Raw genomic sequence first — 15,388 nt, forward strand, 5'->3', positions numbered from 1 at the left:
CATGTATGAGTCCTTCTATGGCTTGAAGATCAAGCCTTTTCAGCTTAATCCCGATCCAAGGTTCTATTTCCCCAGCAAGCAGCACCGGCGTGCAGCTGCCTATCTCGATTACGGCATGCATCAGAATGAAGGCTTCATCGTCATCACAGGTGAAGTTGGTGCCGGCAAGACGACCATTGTCCGTCATATGCTGGACGGTCTCGACGACAACAGGTTTCTCGCCGCTCAGCTGGTCAGTACCCAGATCGATGCCGAAGACACTCTGCGTCTCGTCGGCGCTGCGTTCGGTATCCGCACCAAGGATGTCGAGAAAGCCGACGTCCTGATGTCCCTTGAAGCCTACCTGATCAGCATGACCACCAAGGGAAAGCGCTGCCTGCTGATCGTCGATGAGGCCCAGAATCTGACTTCCAGGGCCGTTGAAGAACTGCGCATGCTTTCGAACTTCCAGTATGGCAATCATGCGCTGCTCCAGAGCTTCCTGATCGGCCAGCCCGAATTCCGGAACATCCTGCAAAGCCCGCAGATGACGCAGTTTCGACAACGGGTGATTGCCTCCAGTCATATCGGGCCGATGGATGTCGAGGAAACGCGTGGCTATGTCGAGCACCGGCTCAAGTGCGCTGGTGCAGATGGGTCCCCCACCTTCACTCCGGACAGCTTCGATGCGATTTTCAAGGCCAGCAGCGGGATTCCCAGGCGTATCAATTCGCTCTGCGATCGTCTGTTGTTGTCCGGATATCTGAGTGAGAAGAAGGCGTTCGACGTGTGTGATGTCGACGTAGTCGCCGACGAGATCTTTGAAGAAACACAGGGTAGATCATCCGGTCAGTTGCATCATGCCGATGCTCGAACCGCTGAAGCCGATTCGAAGGTCGCCAGCGCTGAGCGGAATGTGGCTGCGCAACCGCCAAAGCCAACAAGGAGGCGCCGCCGGTCGGTGGCACCGTCCTTGGACTTGGGCGTTTCCTCGCGGGAAGACATGGCTGCTCTTCTCGAGGGACTCAATGCGTGGCAATTCAACGAACGACTTGGGCGGCTTGAACAGAGCCTTCAACAACTGGAGGTGATCAACGGGACCACGCTATCCCTTCTCCAGAGAATCGTCTCATCAATCGCTCCAGGAGGCACACTCCTGCCCAAGGAACCTCCCTCCATGGCTCCCGATGACCCAGCAAAGGTGAAATCTCCCAAGAAACCACCGCTTGCGCAGAAAGCAGTTCCCTTGTCTGCCCCAGAGGGTGAAGTTCAGGCCCTTGAGCAGTCAGTCACTGCCAGCGAGGACGGAATCGGGGCAGTTGAACCAGCATCCACCGCCCCAGAGGCTGAACTCTCGGCTAATGTACCGTCAGCCGTCGCACCTCCAGACTTGCCAAGCACAAAGCGATCAAAGCAGCGGTTTCGTCGGAGGATCTTTCCGACCGCTACCCATGTCGGGGACCTCCGGGCCACCGAGCAAGCGTCGGGCATTCCGGAAAATACACTCCCGATGAGGAAACCAGAGTGATTTCAGCATCTTGGCCGACAGGCCTTGGCCCCGTAATTTGTGTCGTGGGAGCGCGCCCGAACTTCATGAAGATCGCACCGATCCTGCGCGCCTTTGCGGCCAGTGTTCCGGCTCTTCCCACCCTGCTCGTCCATACCGGCCAGCATTACGACAAGGACATGAGCGACAAGTTGTTCGAAGACCTGCAGCTCCCCAAGCCCGACATCAATCTTGATGTCGGGTCGGCGTCACATGCGGTTCAGACTGCCGAGGTCATGCGGCGCTTTGAGCCGGTCATCGACGCGCATCGGCCATCCTGTATTCTGGTCGTCGGCGATGTCAATTCCACGCTGGCATGTACGCTGGTCGCCGTCAAGAAGGGAGTCCCGGTGGTTCATGTCGAGGCCGGACTGCGCAGCCATGATCGGCGGATGCCGGAAGAGATCAACCGCGTCCTGACCGACCAGGTCGCCGACCGTCTCTATACCACGGAGCGCAGCGCGGAGAGCAACCTGCTCCGCGAGGGGATCGATGCCGAGCGCGTCCGTTTCGTCGGCAACGTCATGATCGACTCACTGCTGCAAAACCGGAAGCTTGCGCGCGAACCTGCGGACACGCTGAAGGCAGAGGGTTTTCCGCCCGAGTTGATAGCCGGCCTGGAAGGCTACGGGGTCGTAACGTTGCATCGCCCTTCGAACGTGGACCAACCTGAGACACTTGCAGCCCTGCTGGAAGTCCTGAACGAAATTGCAGCGCAACTGCCGCTGATCTTCGCCCTGCACCCACGAACCCGGGCAAACATCGAGCGCTTTGGCCTTGGCCATCATATCAAGGGGCACAGGCTTGTTCTCGTGCCACCGCAGGGCTACCTCGAAATGGTGGGTCTTTTGGCCAACGCACGCATCGTGCTCACCGACTCCGGTGGCCTTCAGGAGGAAACGACGGCGCTCGGTGTTCCCTGCCTCACGTTGCGTGAGAATACCGAACGTCCCATCACCGTCGAACAGGGTACCAACACGATGGTTGGCCGTGATACCGGGGCAATTCGCCGCGAAGCCGCCGAAATCCTTGCTGGGCGGGGAAAACACGGTCGCATTCCGGAATTCTGGGATGGCCATGCCGCTGAACGTATCGCCAGCGACCTCGCCGGCTGGCTCCTTGGACAACACCAGTCCCGGGCAGGCACCTGAACATGTTGGCCGTGGATACCGCGAAGGTCATCAATGCCCTCACCATTGACGTCGAGGACTACTTTCAGGTCTCGGCATTCGTTCCGCACATTCCACGCAGCGAGTGGCCGACCCGGGAGTGCCGGATCGAACGCAATGTCGACCGCATTCTCGCGATGCTTAATCAACATGGAACGCACGCCACCTTCTTCACTCTTGGCTGGCTTGCCGAGCGCTATCCGGCGCTTGTCCGGCGAATAGTCGCCGAAGGCCACGAACTCGCGAGTCATGGCTATGGTCACGAGCGTGCCTCTGACCAGACAGAGACGGCATTTTTTGCCGACGTCAACCTCGCCAAGCTGATCCTCGAGGATCTGGCGGGTCAGGAGGTCAAGGGCTATCGAGCTCCAAGCTTTTCCATCGGCGCCAAGAACCTCTGGGCCTTCGACTGCCTTGAACGTGCCGGATATCGCTACAGTTCTAGCATCTATCCCATTCGCCACGACCACTACGGCATGCCCGAGGCGCCTCGCCATGCCCATTCCGTCGGCAACCTCCTGGAAATTCCTGCCACCACCCTGCGTTTTCTGAACCGCAACTGGCCAGCAAGTGGCGGTGGCTATTTCCGCCTGATGCCTTATGGTCTTTCGCGCTGGATGCTGCGCCGGATCAATCACGTGGACAAGCTGCCCGTGGTTTTCTATTTCCATCCATGGGAAATCGATTCAGGTCAGCCCCGGATTCCGAATATCAGTTCCAAGACGCGATTCCGCCACTACGTCAATATCCATCGCATGGAACCACGCCTGCAACGTCTTTTGGGTGATTTCCACTGGGGACGCATGGATCACCTTTTCCTTTCCGAAGCCTGAATGGCATGCTGAAGATCAGGCATCTCGATCTGGCCGATACCTCCACCGCATTGCGCTGGGATGCTTTCGTCCTTTCTTGTTCGGAAGCAACGTTCTTTCATCGTTCGGCCTGGCAACGGATCATCCGGGAGGTGTTCAGGCATCCCACATATTTTCTCTATGCCGAGGACGACTTGGGAATTCGCGGGGTACTCCCGCTAGCACATGTCAATAGCCGGCTTTTCGGGAATGCCCTGGTCGGGCTGCCATTTGCCGTCTATGGCGGTGTCGCGGCGGTCGACGCCGAGGCCGCCATGGCGCTGGAAAATGCGGCGCAGGATCTCGCCCACAAACTTGACGTGGACCACCTTGAGTTCCGCAACCTGACGCCCCGGCATGCGGACTGGCCGACTCAGGATTTGTACGTCACCTTCCGTAAGGAAATCCTGCCCGACGTCGACGCCAACATGCTGGCCATCCCGCGCAAACAGCGCGCCATGGTTCGCAAGGGCATCAAAAATGGCCTGGTTTGCACGGTCGACCGCAACGCAGACCGATTCTTTCGACTCTTTGCCGACAACGTGCATCGTCATGGCACACCCGCCATGCCCAAGCGTTATTTCGATGCCTTGCTCACCATTTTTGGCGACGATTGCGAAGTACTCACCGTCATGGGCCCCGATGGCCAGTTGCTAAGCAGCGTGCTGTCCTTCTATTTCCGTGACGAAGTGCTGCCCTACTACGCCGGTGACGACGAAAGCGCCCGCCACCTTGCCGCGAACGACTTCAAATACTGGGAACTGATGCGCCGCGCCTGTGAGCGCGGCATCAAGATATTCGATTATGGCCGCAGCAAGGAAGGTACTGGCCCCTACTCATTCAAAAAAAACTGGGGCTTCGAACCGCAACGCCTGCATTACGAGTATTGCCTGTACAAGCACGACACGATCCCCCAGAACAACCCCAACAACCCCAAGTACAAGTTCTTCATCGCCGCCTGGCGACGCCTGCCTGTTGGACTCGCCAACTGGCTGGGTCCTCATATTGTCCGCAATCTTGGCTGAAGCGAAGATGGCCAATATCCTCTATCTCGTTCATCGCCTGCCTTATCCGCCCAACAAGGGCGACAAGGTGCGCTCGTATAACCTGCTGAAACATCTGTCCAGACAACACCGAGTCTTTCTCGGCACATTCATCGACGATCCGGATGACGAACCGCACATCGCCAAAGTGCGCACGCTGTGCTCTGACCTTCATGTCGCCAGGCTCAATCCCCGCCTCGCCAGGATTCGCAGTCTGAGCAGCCTGCTTGCGGGCGAGGCACTTACCTTGGGCTACTACCGCAGTTCCGCGCTCCGCAACTGGGTCAAAGAAACCTGCCAACGGCACCGCATTCAGACCGCCGTCATCTTCTCCTCGGCGATGGCCCAATACCTCGAAGGGCAACCGCGGATTCCCGCAATCATCGATTTCGTCGATGTCGACTCTGCCAAGTGGACTCAGTACGCACCGCAACATTACTGGCCGTTGTCCTGGCTTTACCGCCGCGAGGGTAGACTGCTGCTCGAATACGAACGGCGGATGGCTGCTCGGGTGTCCCGCTCCTTCTTCGCAACGGACAAGGAGGTCGCGCTGTTTACCCAGATGGCGCCTGAATGCCGGGTGCGCTTGCAAATGATGGGAAACGGTGTCGATGCGGACTATTTCTCCGTAGACGACACGCGTTCTTCTCCCTTCCCTTCCGACGAAATTTCGGTGGTTTTCACCGGCGCCATGGATTACTTGCCGAATGTCGATGCGGCAACATGGTTCGCTTCAGACGTGCTCCCCGGCCTTCTGCAGCGCTGGCCCGCAGCGCGCTTTTATGTCGTCGGCCGCAGCCCGGCAGCGGCGGTGCTGGCGCTGGCAACGGACCGCATCGTGGTTACCGGCACGGTCGACGATGTGCGGCCGTATCTTCAGTATGCCGCTGCAGTCGTTGCACCCTTGCGCATCGCCCGCGGCATCCAGAACAAGATCCTGGAAGCCATGGCCATGAGCAGACCGGTCATCGCGTCCGCCGACTGCGCTGCCGCGGTCGACGCTGTCGCGGGGAAAGAATTGCTGACAGCCACCAGCCCGGAGGGATACATTGCTGCCATCAGTCAAGTGCTCGAAGCCCCCGAAGCGGCAACCGTATTGGGCAAGGCAGCGCGGCAGCGGGTTGTCGAGCGCTACACCTGGGAAGCCCACATGAAGGCTATCGACCCCTATCTTCCGGCGCCGTCTCCTCGCGAACCATGATGGAACAGGGAAGTCCCAGGCGCTATTCGGTGTCCTGGGCGCAGGTTCTGCCTTTGCTATTCGGTTTGATCGTCTGGATACTCTTCTGGTATCGCGATACGGCGCTAGCCATGGTCGCAATCTGGGCTCGCGCCGACACCTACGCCCATGCTTTCGTCGTGCCACCGATAAGTCTCTGGCTGATCTGGCGCAAACGTCACGAATTGGCTCTTCTGCGCCCTGAACCGACGCTCTGGCTCATTTTTCCGGTTCTTGCAACCGCGATCTTGTGGCTGATGGGAGAACTGACCGCAGTCAACGCGCTGACTCAGTTCACCTTTATCCTCACCCTGCTGCTCGTCATCGTTTCCACATTGGGCTTCCGGATCAGTCGCCGGATTGCTTTCCCTCTTGCGTTTCTCCTGTTATGTGTTCCGGTAGGCGACTTCATGACCCCCACGCTGATGGAGTGGACCGCGTGGTTCACCGTCCTTGCACTGCGGGCAACCGGCATTCCCGCATATCAGGAAGGCATGCAGTTCATCATCCCCTCGGGCAACTGGTCGGTGGTCGAAGCCTGCAGCGGAATCCGCTACGTCATCGCCTCGGTCACGGTTGGCACTCTCTTCGCTTACCTGAACTACGTGTCCCTTCGCCGAAGACTCATCTTCATCGGGGCATCAATCATCGTCCCGGTTATCGCCAACTGGCTGCGTGCCTACATGATCGTCATGCTAGGCCACCTCTCCGGTAACAAACTGGCGGCCGGTGTCGATCACCTGATCTATGGATGGCTGTTTTTTGGGATCGTCATCACGATTATGTTCATCATCGGCGCCCGCTGGAGCGAAGCGCCACCGACTGCCAAGCCGCTGCCGGCAGCGGTGCCGGAGCCAAACGTGACGCCCCCCTTCCGCGCGCCCGCCGGCAGGGCATGGATGGTGACCGTCGTCATCGCGCTCCTGGCCGCCGCCGGTCCGCTGGCCTTTGTCGTGATCGACAAGACTGACGGAACGGCCGCCCCGAACCTCGCCACACTCGCGCTCCCGGCGGGATGGAACGACACCTTACCCTTCACGAACTGGAAGCCTGTCTATGCCAATGCTTCAGTTGAGCGGCAAGCAGCCTATTCCCGGGAAGACAAGATGGTTGGCTTGTATGTGGGCTACTACCGCAATCAGAATTATCAACGGAAGCTGGTCACGTCAACCAATGTGCTGGCCATGAGCAACGACCCCGTCTGGTCGGTCGTCTCCCGGAATCGTGCCGAGGTCAATCTGGACGGTATGCCGGCAAGCATTCGGACCGCGGAACTGTCGAGCAAGGACATCACTGCCAGCCATCTCGTTGTCTGGCAGTGGTACTGGATCAACGGCAAGCTCACGGCATCTGACATCGAGGCGAAACTGCTGACCGCATTCTCGCGCCTAAGTGGTCGAGGCGATGATTCGGCGGTGATCATGCTCTACGCTCCCCGGGAATCCGCTACGGACGCTCTTTCCGCCTTCGCCATGCAGGCAATCGGGCCGATCAATCAGATGCTCGATGCCACCCGCGCAGCCCGATGATCAATGACCCGCGCCCACTTGTCGCCCACGTCATGTACCGCTTCGACACCGGCGGTCTCGAGAACGGCATCGTCAATCTCATCAACCACCTGCCGGCCGACCGCTATCGCCATGCCGTAATCGCCTTGACGGTGGTCACCGACTTCCGCCACCGCATCCAGCGCGACGATGTCGAGTTCATCTCGCTGAACAAGGCGCCCGGCCATGGCATCTGGCTTTTCCCCAAGTTGTTCGCCCTCTTCCGTCGCCTCCGCCCGGCCATCGTTCACAGTCGCAACCTGGCCGCTCTTGAAGCCCAGTTACCAGCGTGGGCAGCCGGCGTTCCGGTCCGCATTCATGGCGAACACGGGCGCGACGTAGAAGACCTTGACGGATCGAACATCACCTATCAGCGCGTTCGACGTTTCTATCGGCCGTTCGTGAATTATTACCTGGCGCTGTCACAAGATCTCCGCGAATATCTCACCACCCAAATCAAGGTTCCGGAAGACATAGTGCTACAGGTATACAACGGCGTCGATACCGATCGCTTTCATCCCGCCGGACTCGATTATTTCCTACCCGGCTGCCCGTTCTCGCGCAACGATCACTGGATTGTCGGCACAGTTGGCCGCATGCAGACGGTGAAGGATCAGCCCATGCTGGTGCGGGCCTTCATCCGCGCTCTGGAAATCGACCACGACCTCCGTCCCCTCCTGCGTCTGCTCTTGATCGGTGGCGGCCCATTGCACGCGGAATGCGAACAACTGCTCGTGGCGGCGGGTGTTCGCGATCTTGCCTGGTTGCCCGGAGAGCGTCATGACGTCCCGGCGATCATGGGTGGACTGGACTGTTTCGTTCTGCCTTCGCTGGCCGAGGGCATCTCCAACACCATCCTCGAAGCGATGGCTTCAGGCTTGCCAGTGATTGCCACCGATGTCGGAGGCAATGCTGATCTCGTTTCAGCCGGCATCACAGGCCAGCTCGTAACAGCAGGCGATTCGGAGGCGTTGGCCCGGCAGATTATTCAACTCGCCAACAATCCCGATCGTGCCTGGCGTATGGGGCAACTCGGTCGTCAGCGCGTGGAAGAAAAATTCAGCATGAACGCGATGGTGGCCGCCTACCTCGGCACCTATGACAAATTGTTGGGCCGCTCCGCCATGGCGGCATAAGCGGAAACAGGAAACAACAGCACATGTGCGGCATCACTGGAATATTCGACACCCGAGGAAGACACGACATTGATCGTGCGGTACTCCATCGCATGAACGAATCGCAGTTTCACCGCGGGCCTGACGAAGGTGGCTTACATGTCGAACCCGGTATCGGGCTCGGCCACCGTCGCCTCTCGATCATCGACCTGTCAACCGGGCAGCAACCGCTCTACAACGAAGATCAAAGCGTCTGCGTCGTCTTCAACGGCGAAATCTACAACTATCAGGCACTCATCCCCGAACTCCAGGCCCTTGGCCATATCTTTCACACCCGCAGCGATACCGAAGTCATCGTCCACGCCTGGGAATCCTGGGGCGAAAAATGCGTCGACCGCTTCCGCGGCATGTTCGCCTTTGCCCTCTGGGATCGCAACCGCGATACGCTCTTCCTCGCACGTGATCGCCTCGGCGTCAAACCCCTGTTTTACGCATTGCTCGACGACGGCACTTTCCTCTTTGGCTCCGAACTCAAATCACTCCTCGCCCACGGTGGTCTGAAGCGCGAAATCGACCCCTGCGCCGTCGAAGAATATTTCGCCCTCGGTTATGTCGCCGAGCCGCGCGCCATCTTCAAACAAGCCAGAAAACTACCACCCGCCCACACTCTGCTGCTGCGCCGCGGCCTACCAGTCGGCGAACCCCGCGAATACTGGGATGTCCGCTTCACCCTCGACAACCTGATCAGTGACGCCGACGCCTGCGCCGAACTGACCCACCGCCTCGAAGAATCGATTCGCCTGAGGATGATCTCGGAAGTTCCCCTCGGCGCCTTTCTTTCCGGCGGCGTCGATTCCAGCGCCGTTGTCGCCATGATGGCCGGGCTATCGACTGCTGCGGTCAACACCTGTTCCATCGGCTTTTCCGACCCTGCTTTCAACGAATCCGAATTCGCCCAAATGGTAGCTGACCGCTACCAGACCAATCACTACCTCGACATGGTCGAAAGCGACGACTTCGACCTCATCGACACCCTGGCTAGGCTTTATGACGAACCCTATGCCGACAGCTCGGCGATTCCCACCTACCGGGTTTGCCAACTGGCGCGCAAGCATGTGACCGTTGCCCTTTCCGGCGATGGCGGCGATGAAAGTTTTGGTGGTTATCGACGTTACAAGCTGCACCTGATGGAAGAGAAAATGCGCTCGGCCCTACCGCTGACATTGCGCCGCCCACTCTTTGGTTCCTTGGGCAAGCTCTACCCCAAGGCCGACTGGGCGCCGCGGATCTTCCGCGCCAAGACAACTTTCGAAGGCATTGCTCGTAGCTCGGTGGAAGCCTACTTCCACTCCGTTTCCATCCTGCGCGCCCCGATGCGCAACCAGTTATTCAGCTCGGCATTCAAATCAGCTCTCGGTGACTACGATGCGATCGAGGTCTTCAATCAGCATGCTGCCAAGGCCAAGACTGATGACTCGCTGGCGTTGATCCAGTATCTCGACCTGAAGACCTACCTTGTCGGCGACATCAATACCAAGGTCGACCGTGCCAGCATGGCGCATTCACTCGAAGTCCGCGAACCACTGATGGACCACGAACTGGTCGAATGGCTGGCCACGCTGAATTCCTCCCATAAAATCCGTGGCCAGGAAACGAAATACCTGCTCAAAAAATCGATGGAGCCCTACCTCCCCAACGATGTGCTCTATCGCCCGAAAATGGGTTTCTCGGCACCCCTCGCCCGCTGGTTCCGCGGCCCGCTTAAAAGGCGCGTTCAAGACGCTCTCCTTGGCCGCCGCCTGGGCGATACCGGTTGGTTCAATCGTGGTTACCTCCAACATCTTGTCGACGCCCACAATAACGGTAGCCGCGACTACAGCGCCTCGATCTGGGCGCTGCTGATGTTCGAAGCCTTCCTGCGCAACGTCATGGAACAAGGCGAACCCGCATGATTCGCGTCCTCCACGTTCTCGACCATTCGATCCCCCTGCACAGCGGTTACACCTTCCGTACCGCCGCACTATTACGCGAGCAGCGCGCCCTCGGCTGGGAAACCTTTCACCTGACCTCGCCCAAGCAAGGTGAAACATCGACCTCCGTTGAAGAAGTCGATGGCCTGCGCTTCTATCGTACCCCGGTGGCAACCAGCGTACTGGCCAAGTTGCCGCTCGGCAAGGAACTTGCCCTGATGAAGCAACTGGAGACACGGCTTGAAGAAGTCGCCCGCGAAATCCGTCCCGACATCATTCACGCCCACTCCCCTGTGCTCAATGCGTTCCCGGCCATCAAGGTGGCGCGCAAACTCGGCATCCCTGTCGTTTATGAAATCCGCGCATTTTGGGAAGATGCGGCGGTCGACCACGGCACTACTAACGAAGACAGCCTGCGCTACCGCGCCACGCGCATGCTCGAAACCCGTGCCATCCAGCAAGTCGACCACGTCTTCACCATCTGTGAAGGCTTGCGCGCCGACATCGTGGCGCGCGGCATTCCAGCCGGCAAAGTCACCGTTATTCCCAATGCCGTCGATATTGCATCCTTCAACCTGGCCAGCCCACCCGACCCGGAACTGCAGCAAAAATGGGGACTGACCGGCAAAACAGTGATCGGCTTTATCGGCTCCTTCTATGCTTACGAAGGCCTCGATCTGCTACTCGAAGCCCTCCCCGCCATCATTGAACAAATGCCTGACATTCGCGTCCTCCTAGTGGGCGGCGGCCCACAAGAAGCAACCCTCCGCCAACAAGCAGAGAAACTCGGCCTCAAAGATGTGGTGGTCTTTACCGGCCGCGTGCCGCACCAGGACGTCAATCGCTACTATGACCTGATCAACGTCCTCGCCTACCCGCGCCACCCGATGCGTCTCACTGAACTCGTCACCCCCTTGAAGCCGCTGGAGGCGATGGCCCAAGGCCAACTTTTTGTCGCTTCGGACGTCGGCGGCCATAAGGAGCTCGTCGAACACAACAAGACCGGTATCCTCTTCAAGGCTGGAGATCGGCAGACATTGGTACAAGCCATCGTCGAACTGCTCAACAATCAGCAACACTGGTCAGAACTCAAAGCCAACGGTCGCCAGTTCGTCGAAAATGTCCGCAACTGGCGCAACAGCGTTGCGAACTACCGCAATCCCTATTCACTACTATTGAAGAAAACGGACATCTAAGTGGATAGCTCGTTGCACATTGGCCTGATCGGCCCTTTACCCCCGCCCTATGGCGGTATGGCCAATCAAACGCAACAACTTGCCGAACTTCTCCGTAGTGAAGGGATCTCCGTTTCGCTTGTCCAGACGAATGCAGCATATCGTCCGCAATGGGTCTCCAATTTTCCACTCATCAGAGCCTTTTTCCGTCTGACACCCTACCTCTACACTCTTTGGCAAATAGCCGGGCGCTTCGATGTCATCCATATCATGGCCAACTCAGGCTGGTCCTGGCACCTCTTTGCCGTACCCGCCATCTGGATAGCAAAGCTCCGTCAAGTCCCCGTAGTGGTCAATTATCGTGGCGGCGAAGCGGACACCTTCCTCGCCAAATCGGCCCGATCCGTTCGCGTTTCCATGCGCCAGACAGCAGCGCTCATTGTTCCATCGGACTTCCTGAAAGCGGTATTTGCGCGTTTTAGCATGCCCGCTTCGGTCGTCCCTAATATCATTGATGTCGCTCGCTTCAACAATTCAGCACCGCACCGTGCTACCAGGCGCCACCTACTAGTCTCAAGAAACCTTGAACCCATTTACGATAACGAAACAGCAATTCGGGCCTTTTCCATCGTCCACCGCAGCTATCCCGATGCCACGCTGACGATTGCCGGTTCCGGACCATTGGCTGAATCGCTTGCCGTACTGGCCGAAAGCCTTGGCCTTGGCAGAGCAGTTATATTTACCGGTCGACTGGACAGGAACGCAATGGCACGAGCCTATCGAACAGCAGATATCGCCATCAACCCCAGCCTCGTCGACAACATGCCCAATTCTGTGCTGGAAGCACTGGCCAGTGGTGTTCCCGTCGTCAGTACAAACGTCGGCGGCGTCCCATATATCGTCAAAGATGAGCAAACAGCCCTGCTGGTTTCCCCCAAATCACCAGATGCAATGGCTAAAGCCATACTCAGACTGATGGATGATGCTGCCCTGTCAGACAGGTTGATCGATAACGGCCTGATGGAAGTACAACAGTTCACTTGGCAAAAAGTATGGCCAATCCTCTCTGAGGTCTATGGCAAGGTACGCCACCTCACATGTTTGCCAGCCTGAGGAGATCAGAATGGGACTCTACACCGGGCTAGTTGCCAACATCCTGTTCCCAATACAGGAAAAACTGAAGAAGCACGACACACTAGTCATTCGCAAAGTAATGGACGATTCACAGTGGTGGTCGTCCGATAGGCTTGAAAAGTACCGTCTTGAGCGCTTACGCAGCATGCTCGTCAAGGTTAAAAAACACGTCCCCTACTACCGTGATTGCTTTGCAGGCCTAGGCTTTAAACCCGAAGAAATCAATTCACTCGCCGACCTCCAAAAATTGCCGCTTCTAACCAAGGCAATCATCCGTACAGAAGGCGATCGGATGAAGTCAGACATCGCACAAGGTCTGGCCCGTTTCAATACCGGTGGATCTTCCGGAGAACCACTGATTTTCTTCATTGGTACCGAACGTGTCAGCCACGATGTTGCTGCCAAGTGGCGCGCTACCCGCTGGTGGGATGTAGACATCGGCGACCCCGAAATTGTCGTCTGGGGCTCACCTATCGAATTGGGCACGCAGGACAGAGTTCGCGGCATCCGTGACAAACTCATGCGTACCGAACTCATGCCAGCTTTTCAGATGAATGAAGCCAACCTGAATCAGTTCGTCGCCCGAATCCGCGAGCGCCATCCGAAAATGCTTTTCGGCTACCCATCTGCCATCAGCCATATTGCTGCCCATGCCAAAAAGCGGGGAATTGCACTCAACGACTTGGGCATCAAAGTGGTTTTTTGTACTTCTGAACGACTCTATGACCATCAGCGCGAAGCCATCTCAAGTGCATTCGCCTGCCCGGTCGCCAATGGCTACGGTGGGCGTGATGCCGGCTTCATCGCTCACGAATGCCCGGCGGGCGGCATGCACATTACCGCTGAAGACATTATTGTCGAAATCATCGACGAAAATGGAAGCATCCAGCCAACGGGAATCGCTGGCGAAATCGTCGTGACTCACCTTGCCACATCTGACTTCCCATTCATTCGCTATCGAACCGGCGATGTCGGCAGTTTGAGTACCGAAAAATGTGCTTGCGGCCGTGGCTTGCCGCTCCTTAAGGAAATTCAGGGAAGAAGCACGGACTTCGTCATTGCCACTGATGGCACGGTCATGCATGGACTGGCACTTATCTACATTTTGCGTGACCTTCCTGGCGTAAGATCATTCAAGGTAATTCAGGAATCACGCCAGTTAACCAACGTACTCTTGGTAATTGGCCCGGAATTCCAAAGCGAAATGATTGGGAAAATCATCGAAGGATTCAAACAACGTTTAGGTTCATCAGCCGAAATCAAGGTGCAAACTGTGGAGAACATCCCGCCTGAGAAGTCCGGTAAATATCGTTACGTAATCAGCCGCATCGAGCAGAAGTAAGACATGCGTGATCTACTCCTTGTTGGAATAGTCGTAGCGGGATGCCTTGTCGCCCTCAAACGACCGTGGATCGGTGTCTTATTGTGGACTTGGTTGAGTATTATGAATCCACACCGTTACACCTACGGCTTTGCCTACTCAGCGCCTTTGGCCGCGGCGGCTGTTGGCGCAACTTTGCTGGGCTTGTTGTTCACCAAGGAAAAAGAGTCGCCACTCAAGGGGTCACCAGTTACGGTTCTGTTGTTATTCATGTTCTGGATGAGCCTGTCTTCAATTTTTAGTTTTAACCTTGAAAACAATTGGGAACAATGGAAAAAAGTCATGAAGATTGACTTCATGATCCTGATTTCGTTGGCGTTGCTTTTTACCAAGAAACACATCCTTGCACTGACTTGGGTTACGGCGGGCTCAATCGCAATCCTTGGTGCCAAGGGCGGCTTCTTTACACTGGCCACAGGAGGCAATTATCGGGTTTGGGGACCGCCCGGATCCTTCATTGAAGATAATAATGAATTTGCATTGGCTGTCATCATCACGGTTCCGTTATTGAGATTCCTCCAACTCCAATTATCACAACGGTGGGGCAGACGCGGCATGATGGCAATAATCGCGCTTTGTATTTTTGCTGCCATTGGCAGTCATTCGCGCGGCGCCTTCCTTGCCATCATCGCCATGGGTATCTCATTCTGGTGGTATGACGGAAGAAAGCCGGGGATTCTCGCCGGCATGATTATTCTTGGATTCGCTACAATGATCTTCATGCCGGAGCAATGGTTTGCCCGGATGGACACAATCAATGAGTATCAAAGCGATGCATCGGCCATGGGCCGGATCAATGCTTGGTGGATGGCCTGGAATCTGGCCAAAGACCAATTCTTCGGCGGCGGTTTCGATATTTACAATCTCGCAAACTTCTCACGCTATGCCCCTGTTCCAAACGATGTACACGTAGCCCACAGCATCTATTTTCAAATCCTCGGCGAACATGGCTTCGTCGGACTCTTCCTTTTCCTCCTGCTCTTGCGGCTGGTCTGGCGCGAAGCTGGAAAACTCAAGGTAGAAGGAACCCGCCAACCCGAAAGCAAATGGACTGCCGAATTAGGTGCCATGTGCCAAGTCAGTCTGATCGGCTACGCAGTAGGTGGTGCATTTCTCAGTCTCGCCTACTTTGATCTCCCATACAACATCATGGTGATAGTCGTCCTTGCACGCCGCTGGTTGGATCGAAAAGCATGGTTGGAAGAAGTTGAGCAACGTGCACTTGTGCCCCGTCTGACCCAAAAATCGACAGCTTGATC

The 15,388-nt window shown here is 57.0% G+C and carries 12 protein-coding genes; all 12 read left to right on the plus strand.

Annotated features, from left to right (window positions below; genetic code table 11):
* The first annotated feature begins 1 nt into the window (after window position 1).
* The 12 genes from IPP03_04610 to IPP03_04665 are packed head-to-tail and all read left to right on the plus strand — an operon-like array spanning window position 2 to window position 15,386.
* On the plus strand, window positions 2–1,507 hold the full coding sequence (locus IPP03_04610; GenBank protein ID MBL0351976.1) for an AAA family ATPase: 1,506 nt from the start codon (window positions 2–4) through the stop codon (window positions 1,505–1,507).
* The gene (wecB, locus tag IPP03_04615) at window positions 1,507–2,676 is read left to right on the plus strand and encodes a UDP-N-acetylglucosamine 2-epimerase (non-hydrolyzing) (GenBank protein ID MBL0351977.1); all 1,170 of its coding nucleotides are present in this window, start codon (window positions 1,507–1,509) and stop codon (window positions 2,674–2,676) included. Before IPP03_04610 ends, wecB begins: the two co-directional genes overlap by 1 nt.
* Before the next feature lie 2 nt (window positions 2,677–2,678).
* The gene (locus IPP03_04620; GenBank protein ID MBL0351978.1) at window positions 2,679–3,527 is read left to right on the plus strand and encodes a DUF3473 domain-containing protein; all 849 of its coding nucleotides are present in this window, start codon (window positions 2,679–2,681) and stop codon (window positions 3,525–3,527) included.
* Window positions 3,528–3,532: 5 nt separating this feature from the next.
* Window positions 3,533–4,570: a FemAB family PEP-CTERM system-associated protein gene (locus tag IPP03_04625; protein MBL0351979.1), complete on the plus strand. Its 1,038-nt coding sequence runs from the start codon at window positions 3,533–3,535 to the stop codon at window positions 4,568–4,570.
* A gap of 7 nt (window positions 4,571–4,577) precedes the next feature.
* Window positions 4,578–5,789 (plus strand): TIGR03087 family PEP-CTERM/XrtA system glycosyltransferase, encoded by a 1,212-nt coding sequence (locus tag IPP03_04630; GenBank protein ID MBL0351980.1) that lies wholly within the window; start codon window positions 4,578–4,580, stop codon window positions 5,787–5,789.
* Window positions 5,789–7,336 carry an exosortase A gene (gene xrtA, locus IPP03_04635; GenBank protein MBL0351981.1) on the plus strand — a complete coding sequence of 516 codons (1,548 nt, stop codon included), beginning with the start codon at window positions 5,789–5,791 and terminating at the stop codon, window positions 7,334–7,336. Before IPP03_04630 ends, xrtA begins: the two co-directional genes overlap by 1 nt.
* Window positions 7,333–8,490 (plus strand): TIGR03088 family PEP-CTERM/XrtA system glycosyltransferase, encoded by a 1,158-nt coding sequence (locus tag IPP03_04640; protein MBL0351982.1) that lies wholly within the window; start codon window positions 7,333–7,335, stop codon window positions 8,488–8,490. The genes xrtA and IPP03_04640 overlap by 4 nt, the downstream gene beginning before the upstream one ends.
* A 23-nt stretch (window positions 8,491–8,513) precedes the next feature.
* Window positions 8,514–10,421 (plus strand): amidotransferase 1, exosortase A system-associated, encoded by a 1,908-nt coding sequence (locus IPP03_04645; protein MBL0351983.1) that lies wholly within the window; start codon window positions 8,514–8,516, stop codon window positions 10,419–10,421.
* A complete protein-coding gene (locus tag IPP03_04650) occupies window positions 10,421–11,635 on the plus strand; it encodes a glycosyltransferase, exosortase A system-associated (protein ID MBL0351984.1) in 1,215 nt (404 codons plus the stop codon). Before IPP03_04645 ends, IPP03_04650 begins: the two co-directional genes overlap by 1 nt.
* 57 nt (window positions 11,636–11,692) lie before the next feature.
* Window positions 11,693–12,727 carry a glycosyltransferase family 4 protein gene (locus IPP03_04655; protein ID MBL0351985.1) on the plus strand — a complete coding sequence of 345 codons (1,035 nt, stop codon included), beginning with the start codon at window positions 11,693–11,695 and terminating at the stop codon, window positions 12,725–12,727.
* Between the two features lie 10 nt (window positions 12,728–12,737).
* The gene (locus tag IPP03_04660) at window positions 12,738–14,090 is read left to right on the plus strand and encodes a phenylacetate--CoA ligase family protein (protein MBL0351986.1); all 1,353 of its coding nucleotides are present in this window, start codon (window positions 12,738–12,740) and stop codon (window positions 14,088–14,090) included.
* Window positions 14,091–14,093: 3 nt separating this feature from the next.
* Window positions 14,094–15,386: a putative O-glycosylation ligase, exosortase A system-associated gene (locus tag IPP03_04665; protein ID MBL0351987.1), complete on the plus strand. Its 1,293-nt coding sequence runs from the start codon at window positions 14,094–14,096 to the stop codon at window positions 15,384–15,386.
* Window positions 15,387–15,388: the final 2 nt, after the last annotated feature.

This window comes from Candidatus Dechloromonas phosphoritropha (assembly GCA_016722705.1).
Lineage (GTDB): Bacteria > Pseudomonadota > Gammaproteobacteria > Burkholderiales > Rhodocyclaceae > Azonexus > Azonexus phosphoritrophus.